This is a genomic window from Caballeronia sp. AZ1_KS37, from assembly GCF_023631165.1.
Lineage (GTDB): Bacteria > Pseudomonadota > Gammaproteobacteria > Burkholderiales > Burkholderiaceae > Caballeronia > Caballeronia zhejiangensis.
The window spans coordinates 137,682-152,092 of record NZ_JALQDP010000030.1; the positions used below are offsets into that span (position 1 = coordinate 137,682).

Annotated in this window: 11 protein-coding genes and 1 pseudogene; 4 read left to right on the forward strand and 8 right to left on the reverse strand. The window is 65.1% G+C overall.

What is annotated here, in order from left to right; translation table 11 throughout:
• Positions 1–42: 42 nt before the first annotated feature.
• Positions 43–1,317, reverse strand: coding sequence for a glucose-1-phosphate adenylyltransferase (gene glgC / locus NCS00_RS16880; RefSeq protein WP_008353483.1), 1,275 nt, complete (start codon positions 1,315–1,317; stop codon positions 43–45).
• A 474-nt stretch (positions 1,318–1,791) separates the two neighbouring features.
• Here glgC and pdxY point away from each other — a divergent pair, with 474 nt between their 5' ends.
• The gene (gene pdxY / locus NCS00_RS16885) at positions 1,792–2,673 is read left to right on the forward strand and encodes a pyridoxal kinase PdxY (protein WP_033536161.1); all 882 of its coding nucleotides are present in this window, start codon (positions 1,792–1,794) and stop codon (positions 2,671–2,673) included.
• Here pdxY and NCS00_RS16890 read toward each other — a convergent pair.
• Positions 2,670–4,279 (reverse strand): annotated as a pseudogene (locus NCS00_RS16890) (IclR family transcriptional regulator). The gene pdxY and the pseudogene NCS00_RS16890 overlap by 4 nt on opposite strands.
• Positions 4,280–4,401: 122 nt before the next feature.
• Between NCS00_RS16890 and NCS00_RS16895 the strand changes: the two are divergent.
• Entirely contained in the window at positions 4,402–5,361 is a 960-nt protein-coding gene (locus NCS00_RS16895; protein ID WP_250440560.1) for an MBL fold metallo-hydrolase, read from the forward strand.
• A gap of 102 nt (positions 5,362–5,463) precedes the next feature.
• The gene (locus tag NCS00_RS16900) at positions 5,464–6,786 is read left to right on the forward strand and encodes an MFS transporter (RefSeq protein WP_250440561.1); all 1,323 of its coding nucleotides are present in this window, start codon (positions 5,464–5,466) and stop codon (positions 6,784–6,786) included.
• A 3-nt stretch (positions 6,787–6,789) separates the two neighbouring features.
• On the opposite strand, the gene NCS00_RS16905 is transcribed toward NCS00_RS16900, so the two are convergent.
• Positions 6,790–7,266, reverse strand: coding sequence for a hypothetical protein (locus tag NCS00_RS16905; RefSeq protein WP_175979286.1), 477 nt, complete (start codon positions 7,264–7,266; stop codon positions 6,790–6,792).
• Positions 7,267–7,466: 200 nt separating this feature from the next.
• The gene (locus NCS00_RS16910) at positions 7,467–8,312 is read right to left on the reverse strand and encodes an alpha/beta fold hydrolase (protein ID WP_008353478.1); all 846 of its coding nucleotides are present in this window, start codon (positions 8,310–8,312) and stop codon (positions 7,467–7,469) included.
• A 382-nt stretch (positions 8,313–8,694) separates the two neighbouring features.
• On the opposite strand from NCS00_RS16910, the gene NCS00_RS16915 reads away from it, so the two are divergent.
• Entirely contained in the window at positions 8,695–10,044 is a 1,350-nt protein-coding gene (locus NCS00_RS16915) for a hypothetical protein (protein WP_250440562.1), read from the forward strand.
• Here the strand turns inward: NCS00_RS16915 and NCS00_RS16920 are convergent.
• The 4 genes from NCS00_RS16920 to NCS00_RS16935 all read right to left on the reverse strand — a co-directional run bounded on the left by NCS00_RS16920 (position 10,011) and on the right by NCS00_RS16935 (position 14,384).
• Complete coding sequence (locus NCS00_RS16920; RefSeq protein ID WP_250440563.1) at positions 10,011–10,475, reverse strand: hypothetical protein; 465 nt, start codon at positions 10,473–10,475, stop codon at positions 10,011–10,013. The genes NCS00_RS16915 and NCS00_RS16920 overlap by 34 nt on opposite strands.
• 257 nt (positions 10,476–10,732) lie before the next feature.
• Positions 10,733–11,560 carry a shikimate dehydrogenase family protein gene (locus NCS00_RS16925; RefSeq protein WP_008353472.1) on the reverse strand — a complete coding sequence of 276 codons (828 nt, stop codon included), beginning with the start codon at positions 11,558–11,560 and terminating at the stop codon, positions 10,733–10,735.
• Positions 11,561–11,734: 174 nt separating this feature from the next.
• On the reverse strand, positions 11,735–13,429 hold the full coding sequence (locus NCS00_RS16930) for a SulP family inorganic anion transporter (protein ID WP_250440564.1): 1,695 nt from the start codon (positions 13,427–13,429) through the stop codon (positions 11,735–11,737).
• 67 nt (positions 13,430–13,496) lie between these two features.
• Positions 13,497–14,384: an NAD-dependent epimerase/dehydratase family protein gene (locus tag NCS00_RS16935; RefSeq protein WP_250440565.1), complete on the reverse strand. Its 888-nt coding sequence runs from the start codon at positions 14,382–14,384 to the stop codon at positions 13,497–13,499.
• Between the last annotated feature and the right edge of the window lie 27 nt (positions 14,385–14,411).

Sequence of the window (14,411 nt, forward strand, 5' to 3'; positions counted from 1 at the left end):
GGCACTCCCGTCGATTGGTTTTTATTGGCCGGCGCGCGGCGTCTAACGCTGTCCGAGCCGCGCCAGCGCGTCGCGTGTGATGAGCGTGACGCCGGACTCCGTGCGGAAGAAACGCGCGGCATCGTCGTCCGGATCCTCGCCGACCACGAGACCTTCGGGCACCGTGCAGCCGCGGTCGATCACGACCTTCTGCAAACGGCAACTCGGCCCGATGGTCACTTGCGGCAACAAGACTGCCTCATTGATGTTACAGAACGAGTGGACCCGCACCGCCGACGAAAACACCGACTTCGACACCTGCGATCCCGAGATCACGCAGCCGCCGCACACGAGCAGATTGGTGATCGCGCCTTGCTGCCCGTTCAGGTCGCGTACGAACTTGCCGGGCGGCAACTGCTCCTGATTCGTCCAGATCGGCCATTTGCGGTCGTACAAATCGAGCTCCGGAATCGTCGATGCGAGATCGAGATTCGCGGACCAGTACGCATCGACGGTGCCGACATCGCGCCAGTACGCGGGCGCTTCCGGATCGCTGCTCGACGTCACGCACGACATGCTGAACGGATGCGCGATCGCCTTGCCGGTCGTCACGACGCGCGGAATGATGTCCTTGCCGAAATCGTGATCCGTGTTCGACGTCTCGATGTTTTCCTGCAGCAGGTCATACAAATACTTCGCGCTGAACACGTAGATGCCCATGCTCGCGAGCGCGATGTCGGGCTTGCCGGGCATCGCGGGCGGATCGGCGGGCTTTTCCAGGAAATCGGTGACGCGGCGGTTTTCATCGACGTGCATCACGCCGAACGCGACCGCATCCATGCGCGGCACCTCGATGCAGCCGACCGTGCAGTCCGCGCCGCTTTCCACATGGTCGAGCACCATGCGCGTGTAATCCATCTTGTAGATGTGATCGCCCGCCAGCACGATGACGAACTCCGGCCCGATCGAGCGGACGATATCGAGGTTCTGATAGACCGCGTCGGCGGTGCCGCGATACCAGCTCGAATCCACGCGCTGCTGCGCCGGCCAGATATCGATGAACTCGTTGAACTCGCCGCGCAGGAAACCCCAGCCGCGCTGCAGATGGCGGATGAGCGAATGCGCCTTGTATTGCGTGACGACCGCGATGCGGCGGATGCCGGAATTGAGGCAGTTGGACAGCGCGAAGTCGATGATGCGGTACTTGCCGCCGAAGTGGACGGCCGGCTTCACGCGCTTGTCGGTGAGCGGACCGAGCCGGGTGCCGCGCCCGCCGGCGAGGACGATTGCGAGGGTCGACTTCTGCAAATCGGTGCGATTCTTAGCCAGCATCTCCATGTCAGCCTCCTGATTTGACCTGCGACTATTGATGTTCGATGTCTTGCCGTGTGTGCGTCCTCGTATGCTTTTGTTGGTATCTGTCGATGGAGCATTATCCGGCGCGCATTCGAATTCGTGTGCTGAAGTCGCCCGTTTTTTTCGCCGGGCGATGCGGACCGTTTCGCCGTCCGCATCGAGCAATGCGTGTGCCGAACGCGCACGAGCGTGCTGCGGTGTTGCAGACGCGCGACCTTTGGACTTCCTGTCGATCGCATCGCTCGACAAAACGCGTCCGCGCAATTTATAACGGGCACGCCATGCCGCAGTGCGTCGAGGCACGGCACAATATGAAGGTTGCACTGCCCGCGCACGGCGTCCGCGGGCGTGCTTTCCGAAACCATCGTCGCGTTGCGTTGCGCTGCACGGCGCTGGCGCGCGACGAGCGTTTCGACGTTTCATCCGACCGGACACGATCAATCGGGAAAGCAGAACATGAACAACGTCCTGAGCATTCAATCGCATGTGGTGTTCGGCCATGCGGGCAACAGCGCGGCGGTTTTTCCCATGCGGCGACTCGGCGTGAACGTCTGGCCGCTCAACACCGTGCAGTTTTCCAATCACACGCAGTACGGCCGCTGGACAGGCAGCGCCTTCGATGCCGACGAATTGCAGAACGTCATCGAAGGCATCGGCGCGATCGGTGTGCTCGGGCGCTGCAACGCGGTGCTCTCCGGTTATCTCGGCGCGCCGGAGCAGGGCCGCGCGGTCGTCGAAATCGTGAAGATGGTGAAGGCGGTGAATCCGCGCGCGCTTTATTTTTGCGATCCGGTCATGGGTCAGACGGGCGGCTGCACGGTCGCGGCCGGCATCGAGGATTTCCTCGTCACGACGATGCCCGGAATCGCCGATGCGATCATGCCCAATCACGTCGAGCTGGAAAAGCTCGTCGGGCGTCCGATCGAGACGGTCGAGGAAGCCGTCGACGCATGCCGCGAAGTGATCGCGCGCGGGCCGCGCATCGTGCTGGTGAAGCATCTGCTCGATCGCAACAGCCGCGCCGACACCTTCAATATGCTCGCCGTCACGCCCGGCGAAGCGTGGTTCGCGCAGCGCCCGCTGTATCCGTTCGCGCGCCAGCCGGTGGGCGTCGGCGATCTGACGAGCGCGGTCTTCGTCGCGCGCACCTTGCAGGGCGACTCGCTGCGCACCGCGCTCGAGCACACGCTCGCGGCGGTCAATGCCGTCGTCAAGGCAACGTACGATGCCGGGCGTTACGAACTGGAGATCGTCGCATCGCAGGACGAGATCGCGAAGCCGACCGACCGTTTCCCCGCGATCCGCGTGACCGGCACGGAGATGGTCAAGGGCGGCTAGCTCGCGTCCATCAGACCGAAACGCCACGAAAGGCGCCGCGTCGCGGAAAGCAGCGCGCGGGCGAGCGGGCCGTCCGCGGCGCTGTCGAAGCCCCCCGACGAACCGATCAACGCGATCACGAGGCACACGCTGCCGGTGTGATCGAACACGGGCGCGGCCAGCGTATGGATGCCGGGCACCGGCGCGCCGAGCGCGGTATCGAGGCCGCGTTCGCGGATGTCGTCGAGCCGTGCGCGGTACGCGGCGTCGCTTCCCGCAGCCGCTTGCGCGCCCGCGAGGCGGATGGCGTCCTGCGTCATCAGGCTCGCGAGCATGTCGGCGGGAAGGTGCGCGGCGTACACCCGCCCGATCGCGGTGTTGACGAGCGACATCACCGTGCCGACGCGCAAGCTCACATGCTGCGGCCGCGCCGATTCCTCCAGCCGGATCACGGTCGGGCCGAGCGGTCCGAGCGCGGCGGCGGCGACCGTCATCGACGTGCTCGCGGCGAGCGCGACGATCTCGGCTTCGGCATCGCGGATCGGCGAAAGGCGCTGCAGCGCGATCAGCCCGAGCTCGCGGCTCAGCGGGCCGGCGTGGAATAACCCGGCGTCGTCGCGCGCGAGCAGGCCGACCTTCACCAGACTCACCAGATGCGCGAACGCCTTCGCGGGCGGCATGCCGGCCGCGGCCGCGAGGTCGCGCAGCGTGAGCGGCTCGCCGGCGGCGACCAGCGCGCGCAGCAGATCGCCGGTCGCGTCGAGCGCGTTGATGCCGCGCTGCGGTTTCGTGTCTTCGTCGAAGATCGTCATGAAAGCAGCCCGGAAATGTCGCGCGCGGCGTCCTTCAGCGCGTGCGCGAGCGGGCCGTCCCACGCGACGTCGGCGAGGCCGGTCGGTCCGATCGCCGTCAGTGCGAGCTGCATCCGATGCGCGCCGTCGAACACCGGCACGCTCATGCTGCTCACGCCGGGACTCGGCGCATCGACGCTGCGTTCGATGCCGCGCGCGCGAATCGCTTCGATGCACGCGGCCATCTCCGGCGCATCGGCTTCGGCCTGATGCGCGAGCATCGCGGCGACGCGGGTGTCGTCGTCGAACGCGCGGAACACGCGGCCCGTGGACGTCGCCGAGAGCGACATCACCGTGCCCACGTGCAGATTCACATGCAGCGGATAGCCGCCGCGCTCATAGCGCACGATCGTCGGCCCTTGCGGCCCGGCGACGCTCACCGCGACGCTCATGCCGGTCGCGAGCGCCAGCGCCGACACGCGCGGCGCGGCGGCCCGATACGCCGGCTGATGCTCGAGATTCAACAGGCCGAGCCTGAGCGAGAGCGGCCCCGGCTCGTAATTGCCGGTGAGCGCGTCGCGCTTGACGAGACCGAGCCGCGTCAAGCTCACGAGGTACGTGTGGGCCTGCGCGGTCGACAGTTCGGCCGCTTCGGCCAGCGCGCTCAACGCAAGCGGCTCGCGGCGCGCGGCGAGCGCATCGAGCAGACGCGCGCCGACTTCGACGCTCTGGATGCCGCGCTGTTTCTTTTCTTCGCCGATTTCGGAACGAGCCAAAAGCACTCCGCGATCTATAAAGGATGAACGAACCGCAGATGTTAGCCGAGCAGGAATCATCCGATGAAGCGATTCGGTACTTACCCGTAATTTGCAAATAGCAAGTACGCTTGCTGTTGACAAACAACGGCATCACGCCGATCATCCACCCATCCCCACGAGAATGGAAGCGAGACACGACCATGGCAAAAGCATTCGCATCGCAGGCCGATCTGGAAGAGAAGAAGATCACGTTCACGCAACTCTCCGAGAACGCGTACGCGTACACGGCGGAAGGCGATCCCAACTCGGGCGTGATCATCGGCGACGACGGCGTGCTCATCGTCGATACGACCGCCACGCCCGCGATGGCGCAGGATCTCATCGCGAAAATCCGCAGCGTCACCGACAAGCCGATCAAGTACGTCGTGCTGTCGCACTATCACGCGGTGCGCGTGCTCGGCGCGTCGGCGTACTTCGCGGAAGGCGCGCAGCAGGTCATCGCGAGCCGCGGCACGTATGAAATGATCGTCGAGCGCGGCGAGCAGGACATGAAATCGGAGATCGAGCGCTTTCCGCGCCTTTTCGCCGGTGTCGAGACGGTGCCGGGCCTGACATGGCCGACGCTCGTCTTCGAGAAGGAAATCACGCTGTTCCTCGGCAAGCTCGAAGTGAAGATCGCGCATCTCGGCGCGGGTCACACGAAGGGCGATACGGTCGTCTGGCTGCCGTCGCAGAAAGTGCTGTTTTCGGGCGATCTCGTCGAGTACGACGCCGCCTGCTATTGCGGCGATGCCCAACTCGAAGAATGGCCCGCGACGCTCGAAGCGCTGCGCGCGCTGAAGGCCGACAAACTCGTGCCGGGACGCGGCCCGGCGCTGCTCTCGCCGGCGGAAGTCGACAAGGGCCTCGATTACACGAAGGACTTCGTCACGACGCTCTTGCAGGCGGGCCGCGAGGCCGTCGCCGAGAAGCTCGACCTGAAGGGATCGATGGCGCTGACGCGCAAGGCGATGGATCCGAAATTCGGTCACGTCTTCATCTACGAGCACTGCCTGCCGTTCGACGTCTCGCGCGCTTACGACGAAGCGAGCGGCATCAAGCATCCGCGTATCTGGACGGCCCAGCGCGACCAGGAAATGTGGGCCGCACTGCAGGACTGACCGCCGTTTCTTGCGGCGCGCACTGACGCGCCGCTTCTCCCTCTCTCAAGGCAAAAGGCGCGCGCAAGACGCCGGCCTCATTACGCCCATCTGGAGCGAGACATGTCGAAGTCGATCAGCACGGCGGCGCTTGAGCCCAGCGCCGTCGCGGATGCGCACGCCCAATCGGACGACGCGCTGTTCCGCAAAATCGCGTGGCGCATCATTCCGTTTCTGTTCCTGTGCTACGTCGTGTCGTTTCTGGACCGCATCAACATCGGCTTCGCGCAATTGCAGATGAAGCACGATCTCGGCTTCTCCGATGCAATGTACGGCCTCGGCGCCGCCGTGTTTTATGTCGGCTACGTGCTTTTCGAAGTGCCGAGCAATCTGCTGCTCGCGAAGTTCGGCGCGCGCCGCACGTTCACGCGGATCATGCTGCTGTGGGGCGTGGCGTCGGTCGGAATGATGTTCGTATCGACGCCCGGCCATTTCTATCTGCTGCGCTTTCTGCTCGGCGTGTTCGAAGCGGGTTTCTTTCCGGGCATCGTGCTTTATCTGACGTACTGGTTTCCGGCGAAACGGCGGGCGGGCGTGATGTCGGTGTTCTTCGCGGGCGTGGCCGTCGCGGGCGTGTTCGGCGGACTCGTGTCCGGCTGGATCATGCGCGATATGGCCGGCGTGATGGGCCTGCACGGCTGGCAGTGGATGTTCGCGATCGAGGGCGCGCCCGCGGTGCTGCTCGGTCTTATCGCGTTGCGCCTGCTGGTGGACACGCCGCGCGATGCGCAATGGCTCACGCAAACGGAGCAGGATCGGCTCACGGCACTCTGCGCGACCGGCCATCACGAGAAGCACGATAACAGCGGCATGCTCGATGCGCTGCGCAATCCGCGCGTCTATCTCTTCGCGTTCATCTATTTCTCGCTGACGTGCGCGTCGCTGACGCTGAGCTTCTGGATGCCGCTGATGATCCGCGACTTCGGCATCACCGATGTCATGTCGGTCAGCCTCTACACCGTCGTGCCGAACGCGATCGGCGCGGTGGGTCTGATTCTGATCGCGCGCCATTCGGATCGCGTCGCCGAGCGGCGCAAGCACTTCGCGTGCTGCACGATCGGCGGCGGCATCGCGCTCGCGGCCCTCACGCTGCATTTTCCGAGCTTCCCGCTGATGCTCGCGATTCTCTCGCTCGCCGCGACGCTGATTTTCGCCGCGCTGCCGATCTTCTGGGCCGTGCCCGCCAGCCATCTGCCGGGCAAGAGCGCGGCGGCGGGCATCGCTTTCATCAGCAGTATCGGCATCACGAGCGGGATCGTGAGTCCGTGGGTGATCGGCCAGATCCGCACCTCGACGGGCAGCATGGATCTCGCCGTGCATCTGCTTTCGTTGCTGCTCTTCGCGAGCGGCGCCGCGCTGTTTTTCGGGCTGCGGCGCGGCAATTGAGCGTCAGGCCGCAGCCGCGGCCATCGCCTTGAAGTTTTCCGGCGTCGCGAAGGCGAGATATTCGGCCTGCATGTCGGGTGTGAGGAATTCGAGCATCGTCGAGTTCTCGATCCAGAATTCGATGACGTGGAAGAAGTTGTCGCCGCGCGTGCAGCGCACCGCACGCCAGCCTTCGCGTTCGCCGATCGCGATGACTTCCTCTGCGTTCAGCTTCGTCGCGATGGCCATGTGGAACGCGCTGTACTGCGGGCGCTTCACCGTGTCCGCGCCATAGCTGACGCTTTCCTCGTGACCGCCGCCCGGCGTGATGACCTGATCGCTCGGATAGACCTCGATGATGCTGCCGCGATCGTCGCCGGCGACCGCCATCCACGCGCCGGGAAAGGGCGAGAAGGGCGCGGCGAAGCCATCCCACAGTTCGGCGAGCACTTGCGCGACGTGTTTCGGATCGTGGGCGGGAATGGAGGCGTGGAAGATCATTGCGATGGACTCCGGTGGACGTGGGGCGGATTGCGCGGCGATTGCAGAGCCGCGCGGTGGAATGTCGATTCGCAGTGCTATGGTGTGCCGGGATTCTTCCAGAGTCTATTGTTATGAGTGTTTTCAAACGCGTCAGGACTCAGCGCTTATCCGACAAACGCCGAACTTGTTATTAAGCCGCCGCAACAGAGCGCCAATCGCTACGCCGACGCAAACGCGCCGATATCCGCCGTCAGCCGCGCCGCGTCGCTCAGAAAGATGCCGTGCGGCGCGCCTTCATAGACGACGAGCCGCGCGTTCGGAATCAGGCGCGCCGTGCGCTGCGAAGTCAGTTCGAGCGGATTCGATTCGTCGCGATCGCCTTGCACGATGAGCGTCGGGACGTCGATGTCGCGCAACTCGTTGCGGAAATCGCCGCGATTGACGGTTTCGTTGCACGCGAAAAGCGCCTGATGCGACGTCCGCAATGCCATTTCCCGAATCCAGTCGATCATGGCCTGCGACGCGCCCGGCCCGGCGAAGGGACGCGCGTTGTCGGCCAGCCATTGCGGATAGTCCGTCGTCAAGTCGTGCAGGAAGGCATCGTTGTAGTCGCGGTCGATGCCGTCGGGATTGTCCGGCGTCTTCGCGAGCATCGGCAAGGTCGAAGCGATCAACGCGAGGCGCGCAACGCGCGTGCTGCCGTGACGCGTCAGATAGCGGACGGCTTCGGCGCCGCCCATCGAGTAGCCGACGAGCGTCACGTCCGACAGATCGAGCGCATCGATGAGTGCGGCGAGATCGTCCGCAAGCGTGTCGTAGTCGTAGCCGCCGCCCGGATCGCTCGATCGTCCGTGGCCGCGCCGGTCGTAGGTGACGCAGCGAAAGCCCTGTCGCGCGAGCGACAGCATTTGATAGGCCCACATGTCGCCTGGCAGCGAATAGCTCGGAACGAAGACGATCGTCCTGCCGTTGCCCGGCGTGCCTTGCGGATGCCAGTCGCGATAGAACAATTCGACGCCGTCTGCGGTCGCGATAAAACCTGGGCGTGAGTGCTTTGCAGGCATTTCCGTCTCCTCGTCGATGAACAGTGTGAGTGCATCGTCGCAGGAGAAAGTGAGCCGGACAATGACGCCAGAGGTAATAGGCCGCGTGCAAAAAAACGCCGCCCGGGGAGGCGGCGAGAGCGTCCGCTTGTGGGCTCGTTAGTCGAGTGCGGACGCTTGAGGAGACAGGGCGAATGAACTCAGTATGGCAAAGCGCCGCGCCGCACACAATCGCCGATTCGAATCACTGCATTTCAGCATGACCTGAAGATAGTTCGATATGCAGATTAAACGATCCGGCATTGCTATTTTCGGATTTATCTCGTGCTTTACGGTATTCCTATGAACCTTGATTCATATAAACTCAGCACGCGTTTCAAACACCGTTCTATTGCAGTCATTCATGTACTCCGATTCATTCGCACCTCCGCTCTCTTTGTCCGATCCGGACCACGCGCTGGCCGTCGCGCTCGACATTCGCCGCTCGGGCGACTGGCTCGCGCTCGAACGTTTCTGCGTCGAAGCACTGGAACGATTCCCGAGAGACTACGAGCTTCGCTGGCAACTGAGTCATTGCTATTGGCTGCGTCACGACAGCGTATCGGCGGAAGCGATCATGCGCGAAGCCGCGCGGCATCATCCGGACAATGGTCACGTGACCGGCGCAATCGCCATGTACCTCAACGAGCAGTCGCGCTACGGCGAAGCGGAAGCGATGTACCGTCTGGCGCTCTCGCAGACGCCCGATGCGGCCTGGCTCGCCGTCGATCTCGCCGACCTCGAATTGCGGCGCGGCGCGTGGCGCAGCGGCTGGATGCGCTTCGATCGCCGCACATCGCAACAGGGCGACAACGGCGTCGTCGCGCGCATGGAGCGGCTCGCGCCGGGCTGGCGCGGGCAGCCGCTCGACGGCAAGCGCATCGTGGTCTACAGCGAACTCGGCCTCGGCGACGACATTCAATTCGTGCGGTACTTTCCGCAATTCGCGGAGGGCGTGCGAAGAAACGGCGGCGCGGCGCTATTGGCGGTGCGTTCGGCGCTGTATCCGCTGGTGCGGCGGTTCGTGCCGGACTGCGTGCAGATCGAAGCGCACGACTTCGGCACGGTGGATTACACCGTCGGCATGATGAGCCTGCCTGTCTGGATCGGTCTGTTGCCGCATCACGTCGATGGCCGCGCGTATCTTCACGCCGCGCCTGAGCGCATCGACGCGTGGCGGCGCGAACTCGCATCGGACGGCACCCATGCGTTGCGCGTCGGTCTCGTGTGGGCGGGCAGCCCGACGCATCGTCGCGACGCCCAGCGCAGCATTCCCGTCGAAGCGCTCGCGCCGCTCTGGAGCCTGCCGAACGTCACGTTCCATCCCGTTGCGCCGGGCCGCGAAGACGATATTGCCGCAATGCGTTCGGCGGGCGCGCGTATCGCCGGCGTGCCCGACTATCGCGAGCAGTTTCATGATTCCGCCGCGTTCGTCAGCGCGCTGGATGTGCTCGTGACCATCGACAGTTCGCCGCTGCATCTCGCCGGCGCGCTCGGCAAGCCGGTGCTGGCGATGATCGATCGCGCGTCGCATTGGTGTTGGGGTGAAGACGAGACGCAGCCGTGGTACGACTCGGTGCGGCTCATTCGTCAGCGCGAACCGGGCGATTGGGCCCCGGTTATCAGGCGCGTCGCCGCGGCGGTGTCGGGGCGGCTCATCGGACGAGCGGCGCCGGAAGATCAGCAGGCGTCCGCGCCCGTCAGTCTCGGGTAGCCGGGCTGGCTCGAGTCGATCGTCGTCACGCAGGCACCCTCGTTGAGATCGAGCGGGCTGTCGATGTCGCGCTTCGAGCCGTCCTTCATCTGCACACTGTAGCGGTAGATTTTCGCGGTCTGTTCCGGGGCCTTCTGGAACAGGTTCGTCAGGTCGAAGCTCAGGCCTGCGCCGCCGCCCACGCCGTTCCATCCATTGCCGCCGATGCCGCCGCCGCCCACGCCGACGGTCGGTCCGGAAGAAGAAGCCGTGTTCGTCGACACAGTCGTCAAATACTGTTTGCCGACAATGCGGCCGGTCGCGAGCGTGCCGTCAGCCGGCAGCGGCGCCGATGCGCCCGGTCCCGATGCGCACGCCGCGAGCACGGCACATGCGATGGCCGCGAAGCCAGCTCGCGCAACGCGTTGAATTGTTTTTTGATCCGAGTTCATTCCAGCCTCTTGCTTCCATTGCCCTCGATGCGAGCGCACGAGTCTTGTGGAATCGGCCGCTAGCGCCGGCGTGGCGGGAACGTGGCGCAGAAATACGCCGCCTTCGAAGGGGCGGCGTTCGTCGACGATTCGTTCCGGAGCTTGCAAGCCGGCGCGCTTCGCGAGGGACGCGAATGCGCGGCGGGAATGTTGACTGATCGTGTTTCGCGATTGAACCAGATTGCTCCGATTCCTCGCACGGCAAACGGTCCCGCGATTCACCCCTTCAATAGATACGCGACGATCGCATCGCACACGCGCCCGAACATCTGCGTGCCGGTGACGGTCGTGCAGCCTCGCGCGCGGGCGGCCTCGATGAAAGGCGTGACCGGCGGCTTGGTCACGACATCGCCGACGAAGGTCGTCGGTGGCAGGCGCGAGACGTCGATCGGCAGCGGGTCGCCCGGACGCATGCCCGCCGGCGACGCATTCACGATGAGATCGTAGGTCTCGGCAGCCGAATCGTCGGCGACGCTCACCGCGCCGCGCCCCAGCGCAGCGAGGCGCGAGGCGAGGGCGCCGGTGCGCGCGGCGTCGAAATCGCGGATCGCGAGCGAGGCCACGCCCGCATCGACGAGCGCGTGGCCGATCGCCGAACCCGCGCCGCCCGCACCGATCAGCAGCGCGCGTTTGCCCTTCGGGTCGCAGCCCGCATCTCTCAACGCCGCCACCATGCCGATGCCGTCCGACGCGCCGCCGTGCCAGGTGCCGTCGGCATTGCGCTTCAGCATGTTGACCGCGCCGAGGAACGCGCCTTCATCGGTCAGCGAACGGCAGTATTCGGTCGCGCTGAACTTGTGCGGGACGGTGACGATCACGCCGTCGCAATTGCGCAGCGGCGCGATGCCCGCGAAAAACGCGCCGAGATCTTCGGGCGCGACGTGCGCCGGAATCACGATTGCATCGCGTCCCGCCGCACGCAGCGCCGCTGTTACGCCGGAAGGCGAGCGTACCTGCGCGATCGGATCGCCGACGATGAAATAGACGCGCGTCGCGCCGCTCAAGCCCGCATCGAGCGATGCGGAAAAAGAAGTGTCCTGCGCCATGCCTCGATTGCCTCCTGATCCGTGATCGGAAAATAGTGTGACCGCACTCGCTGAATGCTAGTTGAAAATGGAATGCTATTCAACAAAATTGCTACTTGAAGGAAGGCAACTAACGGTCTTCCCGAGCCGCGACCACCAAAAAACGCCGGCAGAAAGACGGCTGCCAACGCGCATTCAGAGAACGTTCGGCTCGTGCGCGCCCGGACTTACGCCAGCCGCTGCCAGCGCTTCGTGAAGTGTGTCGTACACGTTCGATGCGCCGAGCGCGGGCGTCAGTCCGTGCCGGTCCATGTCGCTGCGCAGGAAGCGGTTCACGCGTCCGAATATCACGACGACGCCGCGTCCGCGCAGCGTTTCGACAAGTTCGCCGATGGTGCGGGCCGCCGAATAATCGAGGTCCGTGATCGCGCCGGCATCGACGACAAAATGGCGCAACTCGTCCGGCGCCGTATCGACGAGATTCGTCACTTCGGACGCAAAAAAGTGATCGTTCGCATAGAACAGATCTGCGCCGAAGCGATAGACGATCAGGTGCGGCGCGGTCATCGCGGCGGGCTTCGTCGGCTCGTACTGCCACGGTTTGCCGGGCGCGACGGGCGTGAGCACCATCGTGTGCGGATGATAGCTGTGGCGCACGTGCCGCAGCAGCGATAACGCCACCGCGAGCAGAATGCCGTGCTCGACTCCTACCATGACCACCGCAGCCGCCGTGATGAGCGCGAGCGTGAACTCGCCGGGGCTTTCCGCGCGAATGTCCTTCAGGCTTTGCACGTTGATGAGCCCGATCGCGATCGTGAACACGATGCCCGCCAGCACGCAATGCGGCAGATAGCGCAGATAGCCGCTCAAGAAGAGCAGCACGACGGCGACGACTGCCGCGAACACGAGCTGTCCGAACTGGCTGCGCGTGCCGGCGCGGTCGGCCATCGCGGTCTGTGTCGGACTGCCGTTGACGACGAACGTGCCGCTCACGGCCGCCGCCGCGTTCGCCGCGGCCAGACCGAGGATGTCGCTGTTGGTATCGACGTCCTCGCGATACTGCTGCGCGAAGACCCGCGCCGCGGCGGCGCTCTGCGCGATGATCATCACGAAGCACGACAGCGCGACCGGCACGAGGTCGAGCGATTGCTGCCAGGTGATGTCGGGAAAACGGATCGCGGGCAGGCCACCATCGACCGGACCGAGCACCGAGATGCCGTGCGCGGCGAAATCGAACGCCTTGCTCGCGGCGATGCTGCCGATTACCGCGATGAGCGGCATCGGCAGGCGCGGCGCGAAACGCTTGCAGCCGAGAATCGCGACGACCACGGCCAGCGCGAGCACGAGCGTCGGTCCGTGCGCGTGCACGAGATGACCGAGCACGTAAGCAAGCTGGGCGAGACTGCGCGAGGACGGATACGGCACCGTCATGCCGAAGAGATCGCCGAGCATCGCGATCGACACCTGTACGCCGACGCCCGCGAGAAAACCGGTGAGCACCGTGCGCGACAGGAAATCGGCGAGAAAGCCGAGTTTGAAAAGCCGCGCGACGAGGAGCAGCGCGGCCGTCTGCAACGCGACCATGCCCGCCAGCGCGACGTATTGCGGGCTGCCCATCGCGGCCATCGACGAAACCTTGCTCGCGAAGATCGTCGCGGTCGCCGAATCGGCCGCGACGACCAGATGCCGCGACGCCCCGAACAGCGCAAACGCGATGAGCGGCAGGAACGCGGTGTAGAGGCCCGTCACCGCGGGCATGCCGGCGATGCGCGCATAGCCGAGCACTTGCGGAATGTCCATCGATGCGAGCGAGATGCCCGCGAGCGCGTCGCGCCACGCGGCGGCGCGGCTGATCGGCAGGATGCCTTTGAGCAGTGTCGTTTTTTGCATGCTGGCACCGTGTTCCTGAAGAGGCGATCGTGCCCCAAGGAACAGGCGGTGCCAAGACCCGCTTCGTCTATCGATAGAACGCCACGGTTTGCCGCAATCCGTCGATCAGCGGCGTTTTCGGAAGGCCGGGCAGCGATCGGGCGAGCGCGGGATCGTCGGGAAAGGATGTCGCGATGGGCAACGGCGCGCCTGCTGCGTCGATGCGCGCGCCGGGCGCGATGCGCTCGAGCGTCGAGACCACGCTTTGCATCGGCGTGATGTCGCCTGCGAGCGTGAACGCGTGCGCGCCGTCGAACGCGGTCACGAGCGCGAGTTCGTAGGCGGCGGCGACGTCATCGGCGTAGACGAGGCCGGTCGCGCCCGTGAAGGGAATCGTGTACGGCTCGCCGCGCGCGGCCGCACGGCACGCGAGACTCGGACCCGCGCTCGAACCGGTCTCGCGTCCGGCGCCGTACACGACGAGCGGCCGGAATCCGATGCTCGCGATTCCATGATCGTGCCAGTACGCCCGCGCCGAGCCTTCGCACGCGAGTTTGAACGCGCCGTAGTGCGTCAGCGGAAAGGGCGTCGCGCCATCGTCGGGGCCGAAGACGCCCGCGCTGCTCGCGTAAAGCACCGAGCGCAAATTGCACGCGATGGCCGCATCGAACACGTTCAGCGTGCCGATCAGATCGATGCGCGCGCCGCGCACAGGATCGGCGGCGCACGCGGGCGTAAGCACGCCCGCGAGATGTACGACGGCATCGCAGCCGTCGAGCGCGTTCGCCACATCGCGCGCCTCGCCGATATCCCCGATCCGCCATTGCACGTCACCGGCGCGTTCGGGCGCGAGCGCGTACAGAAGGCGCGCGTCCTCGCGGACATCGAATGCGCGCACATCCATCCCGCGCGCGAGCAGCCGCCGCATGACCCACGCTGCCAGAAAGCCGCTTCCGCCTGTAACCAGCACTTGCATACCGTTTCTCCATCGTCTCAAAAAGAA

Bases quoted from the DNA above. Each gene is read 5' to 3' on its own strand.
- glgC (WP_008353483.1), bottom strand. From the start codon at position 1,317: ATGGAGATGCTGGCTAAGAATCGCACCGATTTGCAGAAGTCGACCCTC.
- pdxY (WP_033536161.1), top strand. From the start codon at position 1,792: ATGAACAACGTCCTGAGCATTCAATCGCATGTGGTGTTCGGCCATGCG.
- NCS00_RS16895 (WP_250440560.1), top strand. From the start codon at position 4,402: ATGGCAAAAGCATTCGCATCGCAGGCCGATCTGGAAGAGAAGAAGATC.
- NCS00_RS16900 (WP_250440561.1), top strand. From the start codon at position 5,464: ATGTCGAAGTCGATCAGCACGGCGGCGCTTGAGCCCAGCGCCGTCGCG.
- NCS00_RS16905 (WP_175979286.1), bottom strand. From the start codon at position 7,266: ATGATCTTCCACGCCTCCATTCCCGCCCACGATCCGAAACACGTCGCG.
- NCS00_RS16910 (WP_008353478.1), bottom strand. From the start codon at position 8,312: ATGCCTGCAAAGCACTCACGCCCAGGTTTTATCGCGACCGCAGACGGC.
- NCS00_RS16915 (WP_250440562.1), top strand. From the start codon at position 8,695: ATGTACTCCGATTCATTCGCACCTCCGCTCTCTTTGTCCGATCCGGAC.
- NCS00_RS16920 (WP_250440563.1), bottom strand. From the start codon at position 10,475: ATGAACTCGGATCAAAAAACAATTCAACGCGTTGCGCGAGCTGGCTTC.
- NCS00_RS16925 (WP_008353472.1), bottom strand. From the start codon at position 11,560: ATGGCGCAGGACACTTCTTTTTCCGCATCGCTCGATGCGGGCTTGAGC.
- NCS00_RS16930 (WP_250440564.1), bottom strand. From the start codon at position 13,429: ATGCAAAAAACGACACTGCTCAAAGGCATCCTGCCGATCAGCCGCGCC.
- NCS00_RS16935 (WP_250440565.1), bottom strand. From the start codon at position 14,384: ATGCAAGTGCTGGTTACAGGCGGAAGCGGCTTTCTGGCAGCGTGGGTC.